The 15,373-nt window shown below is 73.7% G+C and carries 12 protein-coding genes, 1 tRNA gene and 1 pseudogene; 4 read left to right on the top strand and 10 right to left on the bottom strand.

Going from position 1 to position 15,373, the window contains the following annotated elements:
- Positions 1 to 211 precede the first annotated feature (211 nt).
- Positions 212 to 2,125, bottom strand: coding sequence for a putative bifunctional diguanylate cyclase/phosphodiesterase (locus ACOBQB_RS23190; RefSeq protein ID WP_423594063.1), 1,914 nt, complete (start codon positions 2,123 to 2,125; stop codon positions 212 to 214).
- Between the two features lie 325 nt (positions 2,126 to 2,450).
- Between ACOBQB_RS23190 and ACOBQB_RS23185 the strand changes: the two genes are divergently transcribed.
- Complete coding sequence (locus ACOBQB_RS23185; RefSeq protein WP_423594062.1) at positions 2,451 to 3,749, top strand: M6 family metalloprotease domain-containing protein; 1,299 nt, start codon at positions 2,451 to 2,453, stop codon at positions 3,747 to 3,749.
- Positions 3,750 to 3,816: 67 nt separating this feature from the next.
- On the opposite strand, the gene ACOBQB_RS23180 is transcribed toward ACOBQB_RS23185, so the two are convergent.
- From ACOBQB_RS23180 to ACOBQB_RS23150, 7 genes and pseudogenes are all read right to left on the bottom strand, one after another.
- Positions 3,817 to 3,890: transfer RNA gene (locus ACOBQB_RS23180), tRNA-Lys, on the bottom strand.
- On the bottom strand, positions 3,881 to 4,537 hold the full coding sequence (locus ACOBQB_RS23175; RefSeq protein ID WP_423594061.1) for a bifunctional DNA primase/polymerase: 657 nt from the start codon (positions 4,535 to 4,537) through the stop codon (positions 3,881 to 3,883). Before ACOBQB_RS23175 ends, ACOBQB_RS23180 begins: the two co-directional genes overlap by 10 nt.
- Before the next feature lie 117 nt (positions 4,538 to 4,654).
- Positions 4,655 to 5,008, bottom strand: coding sequence for a hypothetical protein (locus tag ACOBQB_RS23170; RefSeq protein ID WP_423594060.1), 354 nt, complete (start codon positions 5,006 to 5,008; stop codon positions 4,655 to 4,657).
- Between the two features lie 429 nt (positions 5,009 to 5,437).
- Complete coding sequence (locus tag ACOBQB_RS23165) at positions 5,438 to 6,799, bottom strand: AAA domain-containing protein (RefSeq protein WP_423594059.1); 1,362 nt, start codon at positions 6,797 to 6,799, stop codon at positions 5,438 to 5,440.
- Positions 6,799 to 8,411, bottom strand: a pseudogene (locus ACOBQB_RS23160) (hypothetical protein). The gene ACOBQB_RS23165 and the pseudogene ACOBQB_RS23160 overlap by 1 nt, the downstream one beginning before the upstream one ends.
- A 73-nt stretch (positions 8,412 to 8,484) precedes the next feature.
- Complete coding sequence (locus ACOBQB_RS23155) at positions 8,485 to 9,687, bottom strand: hypothetical protein (protein ID WP_423594058.1); 1,203 nt, start codon at positions 9,685 to 9,687, stop codon at positions 8,485 to 8,487.
- Positions 9,581 to 10,618, bottom strand: a complete 1,038-nt coding sequence (locus tag ACOBQB_RS23150) for a phosphatase PAP2 family protein (protein WP_423594057.1) — start codon at positions 10,616 to 10,618, stop codon at positions 9,581 to 9,583. The genes ACOBQB_RS23155 and ACOBQB_RS23150 overlap by 107 nt, the downstream gene beginning before the upstream one ends.
- A 220-nt stretch (positions 10,619 to 10,838) precedes the next feature.
- On the opposite strand from ACOBQB_RS23150, the gene ACOBQB_RS23145 reads away from it, so the two are divergent.
- Positions 10,839 to 11,432, top strand: a complete 594-nt coding sequence (locus ACOBQB_RS23145; protein WP_423594056.1) for a histidine phosphatase family protein — start codon at positions 10,839 to 10,841, stop codon at positions 11,430 to 11,432.
- 30 nt (positions 11,433 to 11,462) lie between these two features.
- Here ACOBQB_RS23145 and ACOBQB_RS23140 read toward each other — a convergent pair whose 3' ends face one another.
- On the bottom strand, positions 11,463 to 12,992 hold the full coding sequence (locus tag ACOBQB_RS23140; RefSeq protein WP_423594055.1) for a twin-arginine translocation signal domain-containing protein: 1,530 nt from the start codon (positions 12,990 to 12,992) through the stop codon (positions 11,463 to 11,465).
- 309 nt (positions 12,993 to 13,301) lie between these two features.
- Here ACOBQB_RS23140 and ACOBQB_RS23135 point away from each other — a divergent pair, with 309 nt between their 5' ends.
- Together ACOBQB_RS23135 and ACOBQB_RS23130 are read left to right on the top strand one after the other, a co-directional pair.
- The gene (locus tag ACOBQB_RS23135) at positions 13,302 to 13,823 is read left to right on the top strand and encodes a hypothetical protein (protein WP_423598682.1); all 522 of its coding nucleotides are present in this window, start codon (positions 13,302 to 13,304) and stop codon (positions 13,821 to 13,823) included.
- 103 nt (positions 13,824 to 13,926) lie between these two features.
- Positions 13,927 to 14,790: a spermidine synthase gene (locus ACOBQB_RS23130; protein WP_423594054.1), complete on the top strand. Its 864-nt coding sequence runs from the start codon at positions 13,927 to 13,929 to the stop codon at positions 14,788 to 14,790.
- 9 nt (positions 14,791 to 14,799) lie between these two features.
- Here the strand turns inward: ACOBQB_RS23130 and ACOBQB_RS23125 are convergent, their stop codons facing one another.
- The gene (locus tag ACOBQB_RS23125) at positions 14,800 to 15,360 is read right to left on the bottom strand and encodes a hypothetical protein (RefSeq protein ID WP_423594053.1); all 561 of its coding nucleotides are present in this window, start codon (positions 15,358 to 15,360) and stop codon (positions 14,800 to 14,802) included.
- Between the last annotated feature and the right edge of the window lie 13 nt (positions 15,361 to 15,373).

The following is a 15,373-nucleotide window of genomic DNA, read 5'->3' as shown; positions in this document are numbered from 1 at the left end:
CGTGCGGGCATGCCGTCGTGGGCAGACGGGTCTGCGGGGTTTCCTTTGGGGGCGGATGTGAGGCCCCGTAAGGGGCGCGGGGAACTGCGCGAGCAACCCCTGTCCGCCCGCACCCGCGGGCAAGCCGTCGTAGGCAGACGCGTCTGCGCGGTCCCGTGCGCCGGCCCATGCGGACCGTAGTGGGCTGAGCGCGCAGTTCCCCGCCGCCCCCTTAAGGGGCGGCGGTGGTACGCAGTAGTAGGGAGATGCGGTCCGCCCGGACCGGGCGGGAGTAGAGCCAGCCCTGCCCCGTGTCACAGCCGATCCGCCGAAGCCGCGTGGCCTGCGCGGCCGTCTCCACGCACTCCGCGGTGACCGTGAGCCCCAGACGGTGGGCCAGCTGCACCAGCGCCTCGACGATGACCTCGTCGGCGGGGTTGGTGTGCGTCTCCCCCTCCTCGTACTGAAAGCCCCGTACGAAGGACCCGTCCAGCTTCAGGACCGACACCGGCAGCCGGCTCAGGTACGCCAGGTTCGAGTACCCCGTCCCGAAGTCGTCGATGGCGATGCGCACTCCCATGTCGCTGAGGGCCTGGAGGGCCTGGAGGGGGCGCCCCGCCGACCCCATGACGGCGGACTCGGTCAGCTCCAGTTGCAGCAGCCGGGCCGGCAGCCCCGTCTCGGCGAGGATCTCCGCCACGTCCGCCACCAGGTCGGAGTCCCACACCTGCCGCACCGCCACGTTCACGCTCACGAACACGGGCTCCCGGTCGGGGTGCGCGACCTGCCACCGCCGGGCCTGCCGGCAGGCGGTCCGCAGCACCCAGCGGCCGAGCTGCACGATCGAGCCGTCCTCCTCCGCCAGTCCGATGAACCGATTCGGCGTCAACAGCCCGAACTGCGGATGCCGCCACCGCACCAGCGCCTCGACGCCCCGCACTCCCTCGTCGTCGAGCCCCACCAGCGGCTGGTAGTCCAGGACGAACTCGTCGCGCTCCACGGCGGGCCGCAGCGAGCTGGAGAGGGTCTGACGGGTCATGCGGTGGGCGTTGCGCTCGGGATCGAAGAGCGTCCAGCGGGCCTTGCCGTCCGTCTTCGCCCAGTACAGCGTGGTGTCGGCGGCCTGCATGAGGCCCGTCGTGGTGGTGCCCGCGGTGCGCCGCTCCACCACGCCGATGGAGGCGGAGACGGAGAGCCGCTGCCCCGCGAGGTCGAACGGCTCCTGGAGGGCCTTCAGTGCCGCCTCGGCGAGGTCCGTCAGCTGTTCCGTCCCGGTGGAGTCCTCCACGAGCAGCGCGAACTCGTCGCCCCCGAGACGCGCCACCAGCGGCGCCGCCACCGCGCTGTACCCGGCCCGGTCGGCGCAGCGCGTGAGCCGCTCGGCGACGGCGGCGAGCAGCCGGTCGCCGACCCGGTGGCCGAGGGTGTCGTTGACCGCCTTGAACCCGTCCAGGTCCAGGTAGCACAGGCCGATCCGGCCGGCGCTCGTGTCGTCGTACGCGCCCGCTTCCAGGGCGGCGGCCAAGCGTTCGAAGAAGAGGTTGCGGTTGGGTAGCCGCGTCACCGGGTCGTGCATCTGCACATGGCGCAGCCGGGCCTGCAACTCCCGGCGCGCGCTGATGTCGGCGGCCGAGAGCAGGACGGTCCTGCCCTCGCACCGCTCGGCTGACTCCGGCATCGGCGTGACCGTGATCTGCACCCACAGCGAGTGCCCGTCGGGATGTTTCAGGCGCCGCGCGCAGCGCAGCTTGGCCTGCCGGCCGCGGAGCACCTCGCGGTACGCGTGCCACGTACGGGTATCGGAGGCGAGGTCGACCAGGTCGGCGGCGACGCGGCCGTCGAGCCCTCCGGGGCCGGCACCGAGGAGGGCGGCGAGGGCGTCGTTGGCGCAGACGACCAGCCCCTCGCTGTCGACGACGGCCGAGGGGAGGGGAGAGTGCGCGAAGGCGCCACGGTAGTCGGCACGCTCCGGACCGCGACGTCCCGTGACGACACATTCCGTGGCGACGCGTTCTGTGACGACACATTCCGTGGCGATGCGTTCCGTGGGGACGCGTTCCGTGGAGACACGTTCCGTGACGACAGGACGGGCTCGGCCGGGTGCTGTGGCCGCCGTGGGGGTGGGCCCTTGGGACGTTCCGTTCACCGCTTGCTCCCGCAGTGCAGTTGTTCTCGAACAGGTCTCGTCGGGCGGCGGGCAGGGGCGGGCGGCGGTGTGGGGCCGGGCCCGCGCTGGAAAGTGTGCCGATCATAGAGGCCCGCCTGAGGGGCTATCCAGCCATGCCACCGGACCGAGTGGGGTCCATAGGCGATGACAGATCGTTTCTGCTCGGCAGTGAACTGGTTCCAGCAAGGCTCGATCGCTTGTGACGTTCCGTGAGCGCTCGGGGTGTCGCGGCCCTGCCCCCCGCTCACCCGGAAGGGCCAGACAAACTGGGCGGAGGTCAACAAAACATCACAAGGTGGGTGAGGTGTCCCGCATTCCGCACCCGGAGGTCGACGTGCCGCGTCAGCTCCCCCCTTGGGGACTCACCCGTGGAGGGAGGAATCCCAGGCCAGGGGGGAACCACCGGTTGCGCAGCACCGGGGCGATGCTCACCTCGCTCACCGCCCTCGCCGCCACCTCGCTCGTCGCGGGCCCCGCCACCGCCGAGTCCGTCGCGCAGCCGTGCGCCCTGCGCCGCACCGCCGCGCACCACTCGGAGGGCCTGGACAGCTGGAACGCCGCCTATCCGCGCCCGGCCAGGACCCTGGACGCGCTGATGGTCTTCCTGTCCTTCCCGGACTCCCCGCCGCTGACCACGCCCGAGGAGCTGGCCGCCGACCACTTCCCCGCCACCAGCCGCTTCTTCGAACAGGCCTCCTACGGAAAGTTCCGGCTCCTGCCGCATCCGCAGCGCGCGTGGGTCCAGATGCCGCGCAGCTCCCTGGCGTACGCCATAAAGCGCGACTGGAACGCCCAGCGCCGCGCCGCCTACCTGCGGGACGCGCTGGCCGCCGCCGATCCGCACGTGGACTTCTCCGGGTACGACATCGTCTACTTCGTCGCGGACCCGGACGCGCCCGGCGTCGACTCGGACGCCACGAAAGTCGTGAACTTCGACCGGCCGATGCGGGCCGACGGCACGGACATCCGGCGCATCGTCACGGTCTTCGAGCGCCACCCGCCCGACCGCAACGTCCTGGCCCACGAGACCGGCCACGTGTTCGACCTGCCGGACCTCTACCACCGCCCGACCGACGGCGAGGGCGACTGGGACACCCACGTGGGCGACTGGGACGTCATGGGAAGCCAGTTCGGCCTCGCCCCCGACCTCTTCGGCTGGCACAAGTGGAAGGTGGGCTGGCTGGAGCCGTGGCAGGTCCACTGTGTGGCGGCGGGCACCGAACGGCTGACCTTGGAGCCGCTGGCGGCGCCGCTCCCGCGGGGGGCGCTCGGCGGCACCAGGCTGGCCGTGGTCCGTACGGGCCGGGACTCCGCGATCGCCCTGGAGGCGCGGGCCGCCGCGGGCAACGACCACGCGACGTGCACGGAGGGCGTGCTCGTCTACGAGGTACGGGGCGAGACGGCATCCGGCGACGGCCCCGTGGAGGTCGTCGACGCCCATCCGGAGTCGGAGTCCTGCTGGGGCGACTCGGTGTATCCGCAGCTGGCGGACGCCCCGGTGCGGACGGGGGAGACCTTCACGGTGCCGGGGGAGGCGATCCGCGTCGAGGTGGAGGGGCGGACGGCGTCGGGTTCCTGGACGGTGAAGGTCAGGGTGGGCTGACGCCCCCTCCGGCGTCCCCGGCAACGCAAGAAGCCCCTCGCTCTCGCGAGGGGCTTCTTGCTGTCTGTGCGCCGCCAGGGACTCGAACCCCGGACCCGCTGATTAAGAGTCAGCTGCTCTAACCAACTGAGCTAGCGGCGCCTGCTGACGTCGTAGACCTTAGCATCCTGATCGGCGCCAGGAAAAATCGATATGCGGACCGCGGAGGCCTCCGAGCGGGCCGCCCGGACGCACGCCCAGAGCATCACCTCGGGGCCCGGCAGCCAGGGGTGGCGGGTGTCCGGGGCCACCAGCCAGCGCGAGTCGAGACGGGTGTCGCCGGGGCCGGTGTCCTCGGCGGCGGTCGTGAGCGTCGTGAGCGGGGGCACGGTGATGGCGTCGCCCGTGCCGTGGCAGAGCACGGAGGGAACGGCGCGGCCCCATTCCTCCCACTCCAGGAGCGCGGGCAGGCGGGACGCGGTGCCGGGGGCGGCGAACAGGAGCATGCGGCCGCGGTGGGCGGCGACCGGGCCCGAGCCGGGGCCCTCCTCCCATAAGCGGTCGAGCATCCGCCTGCCGAAGACCGCGGGCACGCTGACCACGTCGAAGGCGGAGCCGCAGGGCAGCACGGCGGGCGCGGTGGGCCGGGTGCGCCAGTGGGCGAGCGCACCGCGCGGATACGACTCGGCCGAGGCGAGCCAGGCGGCGCCCTCGGCGGTGAGGTCACAGGCCCGGGCGTCGCGGACGTCGCGGACGGTTCCGGTGGGGGACGGGGCTGCGGGGGTGCGGAGACGGGTGCGGGCGCTCATACCAGGTACATCTACCGGGAGTGAGCGTTCCCGTTCGGAGAGTTGTCGAAAGCCGGGACAGTGACGAGCGCGGTGGAGTACCTTGCCCTCCCGGCATATGCCGGAAGTTTTTTCTCTCTACGTCTGCCGGTCGGTGCCGCCGCGCAGCAGATCACGGCCGAACTCGACCATCTTCTTCGCGTAGTCCTCGGTCCACTCGGCGCGCTCCGCGATCACCGCGGTCGTCAGCCGGTCGAAGCGGCGGGGGTCGGCGAGCTGGGCGGCCGCCATCGCCTGGAACTCGATGGACCGGTCCGTCGCGGCGCGGAACGCGTGCGTCAGCTCCGTCGCGCGGTCCAGCAGCTCGCGGGGGTCCTCGATCGACTCCAGGTCGAAGAAGTGCTCGGGGTCGGCCGCCGCCTCCGCCGGCTCGAAGAGCAGGGGCGCGGGGCGCATGCGCTGCTCGGTCCGGGGCCGCTCGGGCTCCGCCATGGTGGTTCCTCCTCGTACGGTGCGTGCCGCCCGCGCGGCGTTGGGCCATCTTCCATTCTCCCCTGCCGCACAAGTGGGCAGCCCCGAAAGGGCCGCGGGCGCGTGCGCGGTTCTCCTGCGGCTGGACGGCGGGTCCGCCGCCGTGAGGGGCGCGGGGAACTGCGCGCTCAGCCCACGGAGAGTCGCAGACGGGTGTGCGGAGAACCTGGCAGACGCGTCTGCGGTTCTTCTGTAGCTGACCGGCGGGCGCGGCCTCACGGAGCCGGCCACGCCACCTTGTGCTCCGACAGCCGCGCGAGAACCGCGTGGTTCGCCTCCCAGCCGTCCGGGCTGTATCCATTGGCCGCCTCCGGCGGCGGGCCGGACTCCGTCCGGCGGATGGGTGGCGCCGTGCTCCGGCGCCTGTCGGACAGGCGCCGGAGCAATGGTTCAAGGACGCCAGACGACCCGGTGTTCCGACCAGCGATCCCACGTGGACATCATTGCCTCCCAGCCGTCCGGGAACTTCACCGTGACGCCCAACTGCACCGGCTCCGTGGAAGGGTGGTCGTCGAGCAGGGCGTCGACGCCCGCACGGCAGACCACGATGCAGGCGTGCCGGTGCCGCGAGGCCAGTACGCACAGGCGGCCCGTCTCCAGGTGGAAGGCGGTGGCGTCGGGGCGCCCCGACAGCGGGTGCAGGACGACCGTCACGTCGTACTCGCGGCCCTGAAGACGGTTCGCCGTGTCCACCGTGACATCCGTGACGCCGTGCTGCGCGAGAGCCGCGCGGACCGCCGCCGCCTGGTCGCGGTGGGCGGTGCCGACCGCGATCCGGTCGGCCGTGAGCGGCGCGGGGGCCGGACCGCGCTCCGAGGTGGCCGCGCCGCCCCGGTCCAGGAGGCGGCGCACGACCTGCGCCAGCGCCCGCACCGCCTCCGGGTCCGTACGCGGCGTGTTCCGCGCGGGCAGCTCCAGCAGGCCCCAGCCCGCCCGCGCCGCCTCGTCGATCACCCGGTCCGCCGCCGAACCGTCCGACGCCACCGCGAAGTTCAGCGCCCGGTCGCCGTGGCCCGTGCCGCTGCGAAAGGGCGTGTACGGATAGAACGCGCCGGACACGAGCGGCGCCGCCGACGCCGGCAGCCGCCACGACACCGGCAGGCGGTGCTGCGGCAGCTCGGGGTTGTGGGCCAGCAGCGTCGCCACGGCGGAGGCCGAGGGGTCGTACGAAAGGCCCGCCCACTGCTCCGCGCCGACGATCGAGAAGGGGTCCAGCTGGCCCGGGTCGCCCACGAACAGCGCCCGTTCGAAGAGGCCCGCCACCGCCAGCAGCGCGTCCGACCGCATCTGGTACGCCTCGTCGACGATCGCGTGCCCCCACGGCGCGTCGAGCTGGTCCACCTTGACGTGCGCCCACTTCGCGGCCGTCGAGATGACCACGTCCAGACCGGACAGGTCACCCGCCTTGGTCGACTTGCGGACGTTCGGCAGGTCGTCGAGCGCCTTGTCGTACGGGTCCGGGTCGCTGCTGTGCAGGCGGCCCACCGGAAGCTCCGGGTCCTTCTCGGCGAGCCGCAGCACCAGATCGTCCACCTGCGCGTTCGTCTGCGCGATCACCATCAACGGGCGGCCCGCCGCGGCCAGTTCCCGTGCCGCGCGGACCACCAGCGTCGACTTCCCGGCGCCGGGCGGCGAGTCGACGACGACACCGCGGTGTGTGCCGTGCAGCGTGTCGTGGAGGATCGCGTCCGTGGCGCGCGCGGCCTCGGCGCCGGGGTCGAAGGCGTGGCCCGCGGGCGGGGCGAGCTGCATCACAGGGTGTCCTCCGCGGTCACGGGGTCAGGGCTCTCCGGGGTGTCCGACGGCGGGCCGCCGTGGGTCCACGGGGTCGCTTCGGGGTCCGGCAGCTTGGGGCCGCCGCGCTGCTCGTGCTCGAACAGCGTCCAGCAGACCCGCTCGCCCTTCTCGGGGACCGACCCCGCGTCGGGCTCCTTGCCGCGGCCCATCTTGTCGAGGAGGCGCAGCACGATCGCGCCACCGGTGCCCTCACCCTCGTACGCCACGGAAGCCTCGTACGCCACGAACTCGGCGGCCTGGGGCTTGCCCTGGAGGGAGCGGTACACCTTCGTGCGCTCACCGAGGTGCGGGCGGTCGTCCGTGCGGACGGTGACCAGCGGGCGCGGCCTCGGGCTCTTGGCCTCGCTGTACGCCATGACGACCTCGGTCACCTCGCCCGCGAAGGCCTCGCCCGCCAGGCGGCGGCCCGCCATCACCAGAGGGTCGTCGAGGGCCTCCTGGGCGTCGAGACGGGCCTGCTCGCGCTCGCGCGTGGCCAGTTTGTTCGCCGCGGTGATCGCGTCGTCGACGCGGGGCTGCGGGGCTCGCCCGCCGTCACGCGGTCGCGGTGCCCGGTGAACGACCAGCGGTCACGGGTCCACCGGTCCGCGTCGTGCGCGGCCGCGGGCAGCGTGCACAGAGCGTCCAGGCCGCGCCACACGGCGTCCCAGGTGGGGCGGGTCCTGCTCTCGATCAGGGCGTGGATCTCCCGCTCGGCGGCCGTCAGCCCGGCCAGCCGCGCGTCCGCCTCGACGCCGTCCTCCGCGGCGGCCAGGGCGGTACGCGCGCGGTCGTAGCGCTCGATGGCGGGGGCGAGCAGGTCGTTGTCGAACGCCGGGTCGGTGGCCGGGCCCGCGGGCGGGCACAGCAGCTGGCCGTCCTTGTCGCGCGCCAGCTCGGCGCGGAGCGCGGCCTCGGCGCCCGAGGTGCCCTCCGGCGCCTCGATCCAGGCGAGCAGGGCACCCAGGTGCTGGTCCTCCAGGGTGGACTGGCCGGTGGCCCAGTGCCGGGAGAGCAGGTCGGTCATGGCGACGAGCAGAGACGAGCCGGGAACGCGGGCCCGCTCCCCGAAGTGCGTCAGCCAGCGGCCGAGAAGGGGCACGCGGGGCGGGGCGGGATACGGCGCCTCGGGATCCTGCTCGGCGGTGCGGCGGAACCGCATGGAGCGGCCGAGGAGCCGCACGAACTCGATGCCGGCGCGGCTCGGGACGATCAGCTGCGGGGCGTCCGCGCACAGCTCGACCTCGACCTTGACGCGCTTGCCGGTCTCGGGGTCGGTCTCGCTGCGCTCGGCCGCCTCGACGTCGTCGGCGTACGCGTCGATGTACGGCAGGACGGTCTCGGCGAGCCGGGCCAGGAACGCGAAGCGCAGGTCGCGGTCGCGGGGTTGCGGTACGACGAGGAGGCGGGGCGCGGTGCGCTCCGTGCCCACGAGCGCGCCGAGCGGTGCGCCCGCCTCGCCCGCGGTCGTCAGCGGGACGAGGACGAGGGGCCGCTGGGAGACGTGCCGGTGGCGCACCGTCGCGCGCGGCTGTGCGCGTCCGGTGTGCACGGCCTCCAGCCGGGCCAGGCTGTCGATCAGCGACACGTGTGGCCCTCCTTCGTCTGCGGGTCGTGGGGGCTCTTCCCGCCCGTCCACCGCTTCACCCGGCGTCGAACGCTCATCCCCACCTCCCTGAGGCGTCGGCTCCCACGCCCGCCAAGGCCTCGTGCCGCAGCTCCGCCGCCCTCCGCAGCGTCGCCACCGCCGGGTCGTCCGGGTCGCCCGAGGTGCCCGCCGCCGCCGCGAGGATCTCGCCGATCGACGTCAGGCCGCCCAGCTCGCCCCGGATCGAGCGGCCCAGGGACGTCACCTCGCCCTTCTCGCGGGCGCGGGTGCGGCAGTGGAAGGCCAGTTCGCAGGCGGACAGGCACTCGGGGGCGTACGTCGCGGGGACCGTCTCGACGGCCGCCGTCAGCTCGGCGGCGGGGCGGCGCACATCGAAGGTCGTGCCCTCGGGCAGCTCCGCCGCGATGTCCTCGACCCGGGTGAGGCGGGCCAGCTGGCGCCCGGTCACCGCCAGTTGCCTGCGGACGTCGATCGCCGAGGCCGTGGGGAGGTTCGAGAAGTCCTTGGGGCAGACCAGCAGGACGTGGTGCCGGACGCGGGGCGCGGGGTCCAGGCGCGCGGCCACCCGCTCCAGCGCCAGCGCGTACACCGCGGACTGGCGGGCCGCCGCGCCCACCTTCGCCGCGTCCGCCGAACCGTCGATCATCGGGAAGGACTTGATCTCCACGACCGTCCAACCGCCGTCCGGATGGACGACCACCGCGTCCGGCTCCAGGAAGGCGAGCGTCCCCGCGACGTCCAGCGCCAGCATGGGGTGGTCGAGGAGTGTCCAGCCGCCGGACTCCGTGGCCTCGCGCAGTGCCAGCGCCGTGCGCGCCGCCCGGCCCTCGGGGCCCGCCGCCGCGAGGTCGGGGACGGCAGCCTCACCCGGCACCGGCTCGGGACCGCCGCCGAGGCGGCCGTGCGTCAGCCGGAGCAGCTCCGCGCCGCCGTCGGCCTTGACCCGCGCCTCGAAGGCGTTGCCCCGCATGAACGCGAACTGGGACTGCCCGAAGCCGGAGGGCGAGCCCAGCGAACGGGCCAGCGCCGTCTTGTCCACGCCCGCCCCGTCAAGGAGCGCGCGCCGTCTGCACCCGGGATTGGCCGCGAGCGCGGCGAGCGCGCGGGCGTCCAGCGGCTGCGCGGGGACGTCGCTGCCGCCGCGCAGCTCAGCGAGCCGGTGCCGCAGCGCCTTCCCCCGCGTCGGCGGGGTGGGCGCTGGGCTCGGCGGCGCCTGGGAGGGCACTCTGCTTGCGCTGTCGGGGAAATCGCTCACCCGTCGAAGTCTGGCACTCGCCACTGACAATTGAGGACTCTGTGGCGGAAGAGACGGTGACGGACGAGGCCGTGACCGGCGGTGTGACGGCCGGTGTGATGGTCGGCGTGACGGCCGGGACGGTGACGGACGAGGCCGCGGCGGGCCGCATGAACCGCTCCCGCAGCCGCTCCATCACCGGCTCCGTGAGCCGTCGCACGGGCCGTACGAGCAGCAGCCCGACACCCATCACGACAGCGCCCGCGACCGCGTCGAGGAAGTAGTGGTTGGCGGTGCCCATCACGACGAGCGTGGTGATCAGGGGGTAGGCGACGGCGGCGGCCCGCGTCAGCGGCGAGCGCCCGTACCGCCACAGCATCACGCCGCACCACAGCGCCCACCCGACATGGAGGCTCGGCATGGCCGCGTATTGGTTGGTCATGCCGCCGAGCCCGCGCGGCGCGCTCGCCTCGGCGCCCCACCAGCCGTAGTCGCTGTACTGCGCCATGGTGTCGACGAAGCCGTGGCCCGCGCTCAGCAGCCGCGGCGGGCAGGTCGGCAGGAGCGTGAAGCCGACCAGGCCTATCAGGGTGGAGATCATCAGCCACGCGCGTGCCGCACGGTAGTGCACCGCGCGGCTGCGGAAGAGCCAGACCAGCACGGCCGGCGTGACGAGGTAGTGCAGCGAGGCGTACCAGAAGTCCGCCGGGACGCCGATCCAGGCGTGGGCGGTGAAGACACGGTTCAGCGGGCTCTCCGCGTCGAGCCGCAGGAACCGCTCGGCCTTGAGGATGCCGACCCCGTGGTCGACGGCGCTGGAGACATCGCCCCGCGCGAGCAGCCGCCCCGCCGAGTACGCGGCGTACACCAGCACGATCAGCGGCAGTTCGGTCCACCAGCGCAGCCGGTGTCCCCTCGTGCGGCCGGTGCCTGGCACGTCCTTCTTCGGCATCCGGTCGGTCCCCCATCATCTCTGTATCACTCAGTGCTGGCCGCCGCGTCACTTTACGGCGTACGCGAGGCCCGAGGGGGCGCCCCCCGGTGGTGGGAGACGCAGAGATCGGCTGAGGGGTTGCCGGGCCCGCACGAGCCGTCGATCACAGGTGGGCGATGATGGAGGGACGGACACGCCCTGTCCGCAGAAAGCACGAAAAGCTTCGAGAGGTCCCCCCATGGCACCCCGCATCCTGCTGGCCCGGCACGGACAGACGAAATGGTCACTGTCCGGGAAACACACCGGCAGGACGGACATCCCGCTCCTTGACGAGGGCCGCAGGGGCGCGAAACTCCTGGGCGAGCGCCTGCACCGCGCGCCCTACGACGGCCTGCCGGACGTCGAGGTGCGCACGAGCCCGCTCTCCCGCGCGCGGGAGACCTGCGAGATCGCCGGCTTCGGGGACCGCGCCCGCCCGTGGGACACGCTCATGGAGTTCGACTACGGCCACTACGACGGCATGACCCCGGCCGACATCCAGGCGGTCCGCCCCGGCTGGCTCATCTGGCGCGACGGCGTCCCCGGCGGCGAGACGCTCGCACAGGTGTCCGCTCGCGCGGACGAGGTGGTGGAGTGGGCCAGGAGCGCGGACCGCGATGTGCTGGTCTTCGCGCACGGCCACATCTTGCGGGTCATCGGCGCGCGCTGGCTCGGTCTCGACATCGGCTTCGCGGCCCGTATCCGCCTCAACCCGACGTCCCTCTCGGTCCTCGGCTGGGCCTACGGAGAGCCCGCCATCGAGTCGTGGAACGAGACGGGCCACCTGACCTGACCGTCCGGTGCCGCACGTGCGTACGTACGCCTACACGGCCCGCGGCAGCGCGGCGTGCCGCTCCAGGAAGCCGCCCACCCCGGAGGCCCTGCGGTGCGGAAGGAGTACCCGCGCGGTCGTGGCGAGCATCGCCTGGATGCGGGACGACTGCACCTCGTCGAGGAGCGAGAGCACCCGCAGGCCCGCCGTCGCCGCCTCGTCGGGGCGTCCCGCGCGGGCCAGGTCGTCGGCCAGCTCGGCGGTGTAGAGCGCGAGGTTCCGGGTGAACTGCGGGGTCTGCGAGGAGGCCGTGGCCGCCGCGTGCCGCGCGTGCCGGGCCGCCCGGTCCCAGTCGCCGAGCGCCGACCAGCACTGCGCCTCCAGCCCCTCCAGTTCGGCCGGGCCGTAGAAGCTCATCCACTCCGGGTCGGCGTCCGAGGGGCCGCGGTCGAAGAGGGCGTGCGCGCGGGTCAGCGACTGCTCGCAGCCCGCGCGGTCGCCGAGCCCCGCCCAGCCCCCGGCCTCGCGCAGCGCGAGGAGCGAGAGCAGCCGGTGCGAGCCGCCGTGCCGCGCGGCGCTGGTGGCCGCCTGCGCGGCGCGTACGGCCTCCCGGGGGCGCCCGGCGTCACGCGCGAGGAAGGCGGTGTTGCAGAAGGCGTGCGCCTCCAAGGCGGAGTCCCCGGAGACCCGGGCCGTGGCGAGGGCCTCGGCGTAGTGCGAGCGGGCGTCGTCCAGGCGGCCCGAGTCATGCGCCAACCAACCCACCGAGATGGCCAGTTCGCCGGCGCCCGCGTGCAGCCGGTCCGAGGTGGACCGCCGGGTGGTGCCCGCGTCGAGCAGGGTGTAGGCGGTGCGCAGCGGGGCGGCGGCGCGCCGGTAGAGGCCGTCGGCGCCGTGCCGGTCGTCGAGCAGCCTGATCTTGCGCACGGCCTCCTCGACCGCGCCGACCTCGGCCTCGCCGATCCTGCGGCCGCGCCGGGCGGCGGCCTCGGCGGGTCCGCTCAGGGCGAGCCCGATGGGCCCCAGGGAGGCGGTGGCCACGGTGACGGTGGAGCCGGTCATGAACGCGCGACGTTGCACGTCGCTCTCCTCGTGAGTCTGGATCGCGTACGGATCGCAGGCGCGGGGGTCGGACCCGGACGGATGGGACTCGTACAACTGGATCGTGGTGTGCGGGGTCTTCGTGGTGTGCGAGGTTTTCGTGGTGCTTACGGGGCTTGTTGCGCTCGTGGTCCTTGCGGTGCTTGCGGTGCTTGTGGTGCCGGCGGTGCTTGCCTCGGTGTCGGCCCGCGCCCCCCTGCCGCGGACCAGCGCGCGGGGCGCGAACCCCAGGTCGGCCAGTGTCCGGCCGGGGAACATGTGCAGGAACACCCGCTCGTAGGCGTAGTTGGGGCAACGGATCTCACCCGCCTCCACGCGTCCGACGTAGCGCGCGTCGCAGCTGACACGCTCGCCGATCTCGCGCGCGGCCCGCCGGACCGCCGCGGCGAACTCGCCGGGCGAGCGCTGTCCGCGCAGCTGCCGGAAGGCAAGGTTCGGTCGCGGGGACTGAGTTGACGATGCCATCGGTGACGACGCCATGGCCGGACCCTCTCGTGCGGAGCGTGCCGGACCGCACACACGCCGGCGCACTGGGCGCCGCACCCGCGCACGGGACTCGCGGGGCGGCCCCCTGTTCCGGCGGAGCACGAACGTACCGGCTGTGACGAGCACGACACGCGGTGTTTGGCTACAAACCGGATATCTCACCCACGATCTGCCATGAACTGCCATCCTTTGCGGCGGCGTGCCGCAGTGCCTGTTGACGCCCAGTCGCGTTGAACCATGTGGAGTGGGAGATCCGAACAGCTCCCGCACTCGCGAGGAGGGGTCCCCTTGTTGGAGATCGGCATGCAGAACAGCGACTCCCGTACGGACAGCGGCGCGCCCCCGGCCTCTCGGACCACGGCACGGCACCGGCCCACCCAGGACGGCAGCGCGCCACCCCGCGACGCGGGCCCCTGCGACGACGAATGCTGCGACCTGGTCACCGTCCCGACCCGGCAGGGGCTCGAAGCGGTCGACATCCTGCGCCGCGGCGCGGGCGAGACCATCGGCCCCGTCCTGCACGACGGGACCTGCGACACCCTCGGCTTCCTGGTGCCGCCCGGCACCGCCGACGGCTGGGACCTGCCGGGCAGCGCCTGTACGCAGACCTCCGGGCGCGGCATGCGCCTGCCCGCGGCCGCCGATCCGGGGTGCCCGTCCGCGGAACCGGATCCCGGGCCCGCCGTCCCCGATCCGCCGGTCGCGGGCACCGGCTGGCTCCTGCCGCCCGGCGGCGCGACCGACCCCGTCACGGATCCCGCCGTCCTGCGGGCCGCGCTCGGCCAGGCGGCCCGCACCATCGAGGCCGCCGACAACTGCCGCTGACCGGGGCCCCGCGCCCCGCCCGGCTCCGTCCCCCGCTCCGTCCCGCGCCCCGTCACGGCACCGCCGCCGGGCCGCTTCCTCCGCGTACGCCGATAATGGCCTGATGGCAAGGAACAGGCGGGCCCGGGAAGCGGCGACCGAGGCCGTCGTCGAGAAGGTGGACGGCGGGCTCGCCGAACTCATACCGGACCGGGACCGGCCGCGGGCCTGGACGCTGCTCCTGGACGGTGCCCCGCAGTCCCACGTGGACCTCGACGACCCCGCGTACCTCGACTTCGAGTACCAACGCAGGATCGGCCACATCGCCGACCTCGTCGCGCCCGTGGGCAAGCCGATACGCGCGGTGCACCTCGGCGGCGGTGCCTTCACCCTCGCCCGGTACATAGCGGCCACCCGGCCCCGCTCCACCCAGCAGATCGTCGAGCGCGACACCGCGCTCATCCAGCTCGTCCGGCGCGAGCTGCCGCTCGACCCGCAGGCCCGTGTGCGGGTGCGCGGCACCGACGCCCGCGAAGGCCTCACGAAGATCGCCGACGGCTGGGCGGACCTCGTCATAGCCGACGTCTTCAGCGGGGCCCGCACCCCCGCGCACCTCACCAGCACGGAATTCCTCACCGACGTACGCCGGGTCCTGGCCCCCGGCGGGTACTACGCCGCCAACCTCGCCGACGGGCCGCCGCTCGCACATCTGCGCGGCCAGCTCGCCACCGCCGCCGCGCTCTTCCCCGAACTCGCGCTCGTCGCCGACCCCGCCGTGCTGCGCGGCAAGCGATTCGGCAACGCCGTGCTCCTCGGCTGCGACCGGGCGCTGCCCGTCGCCGAGCTGACCAGGCGCAGCGCGAGCGACCCACACCCCGCCAGGGTCGAACACGGGCGCGGGCTGCGGGACTTCAGCGGCGGGGCTCCCGTCGTGACGGACGCCGGCGCGGTCGCCTCGCCGGCGCCGCCGCCGTCCGTCTTCCGGTGACGCCGCGCGTCAGTACGTATTGATCTCGACCCGGGGCGCGGTGTCGTGCCAGGTGCAGAAGACCGTCAGTCGGTCCGTGTCCGAGGTGAACTCCACGCGGATCCACGTGTCCTGCTTCCACGTCTGCACCGACCAGCCCGCCGCCGGGGTCGCCGAGACCAGGCTCGCGGAGCGCTCGCCGAGGTCGAGGACGACCCGGCCGCCCTTGGTGCTGTAGCTCTTCACCGTTCCCGTTCTCGAACTGGTGGGCGGGGGTGCGTCACCCTGCGTCGCTTTGGTGCGGGTCTTGGACGGATCGGGGGATTTCGGGGTTCGTGAGGTGTCCGTGGGCTCACGGGGCGGCGGTGACTTCTTGGCCGGTGACGGGTCGGGTGACGGGTCGGGGCGGTGCGTCGAGGACGACAGCGCCTCCGCGCGGTCCGAGCCGCCGCCGTCGGCCGTGAGCGGCAGGGCGCGCGGCGGGTCGTAGGCAGTGCCCGTCAGCACCGTGTGGACGCCCCACCACGACAGCGTGACCGCCGCGCCCGTGGCCAGCGACCATGCGATTGCGTGTACGAGTCCTCTGCGCATCGCGGGCCATACT

It is taken from the genome of Streptomyces sp. G5(2025) (assembly GCF_049542075.1).
GTDB lineage: Bacteria > Actinomycetota > Actinomycetes > Streptomycetales > Streptomycetaceae > Streptomyces.
The sequence above is the reverse complement of the archived record's forward strand: the minus strand, read 5'-3'. Positions and strand labels throughout refer to the sequence as shown.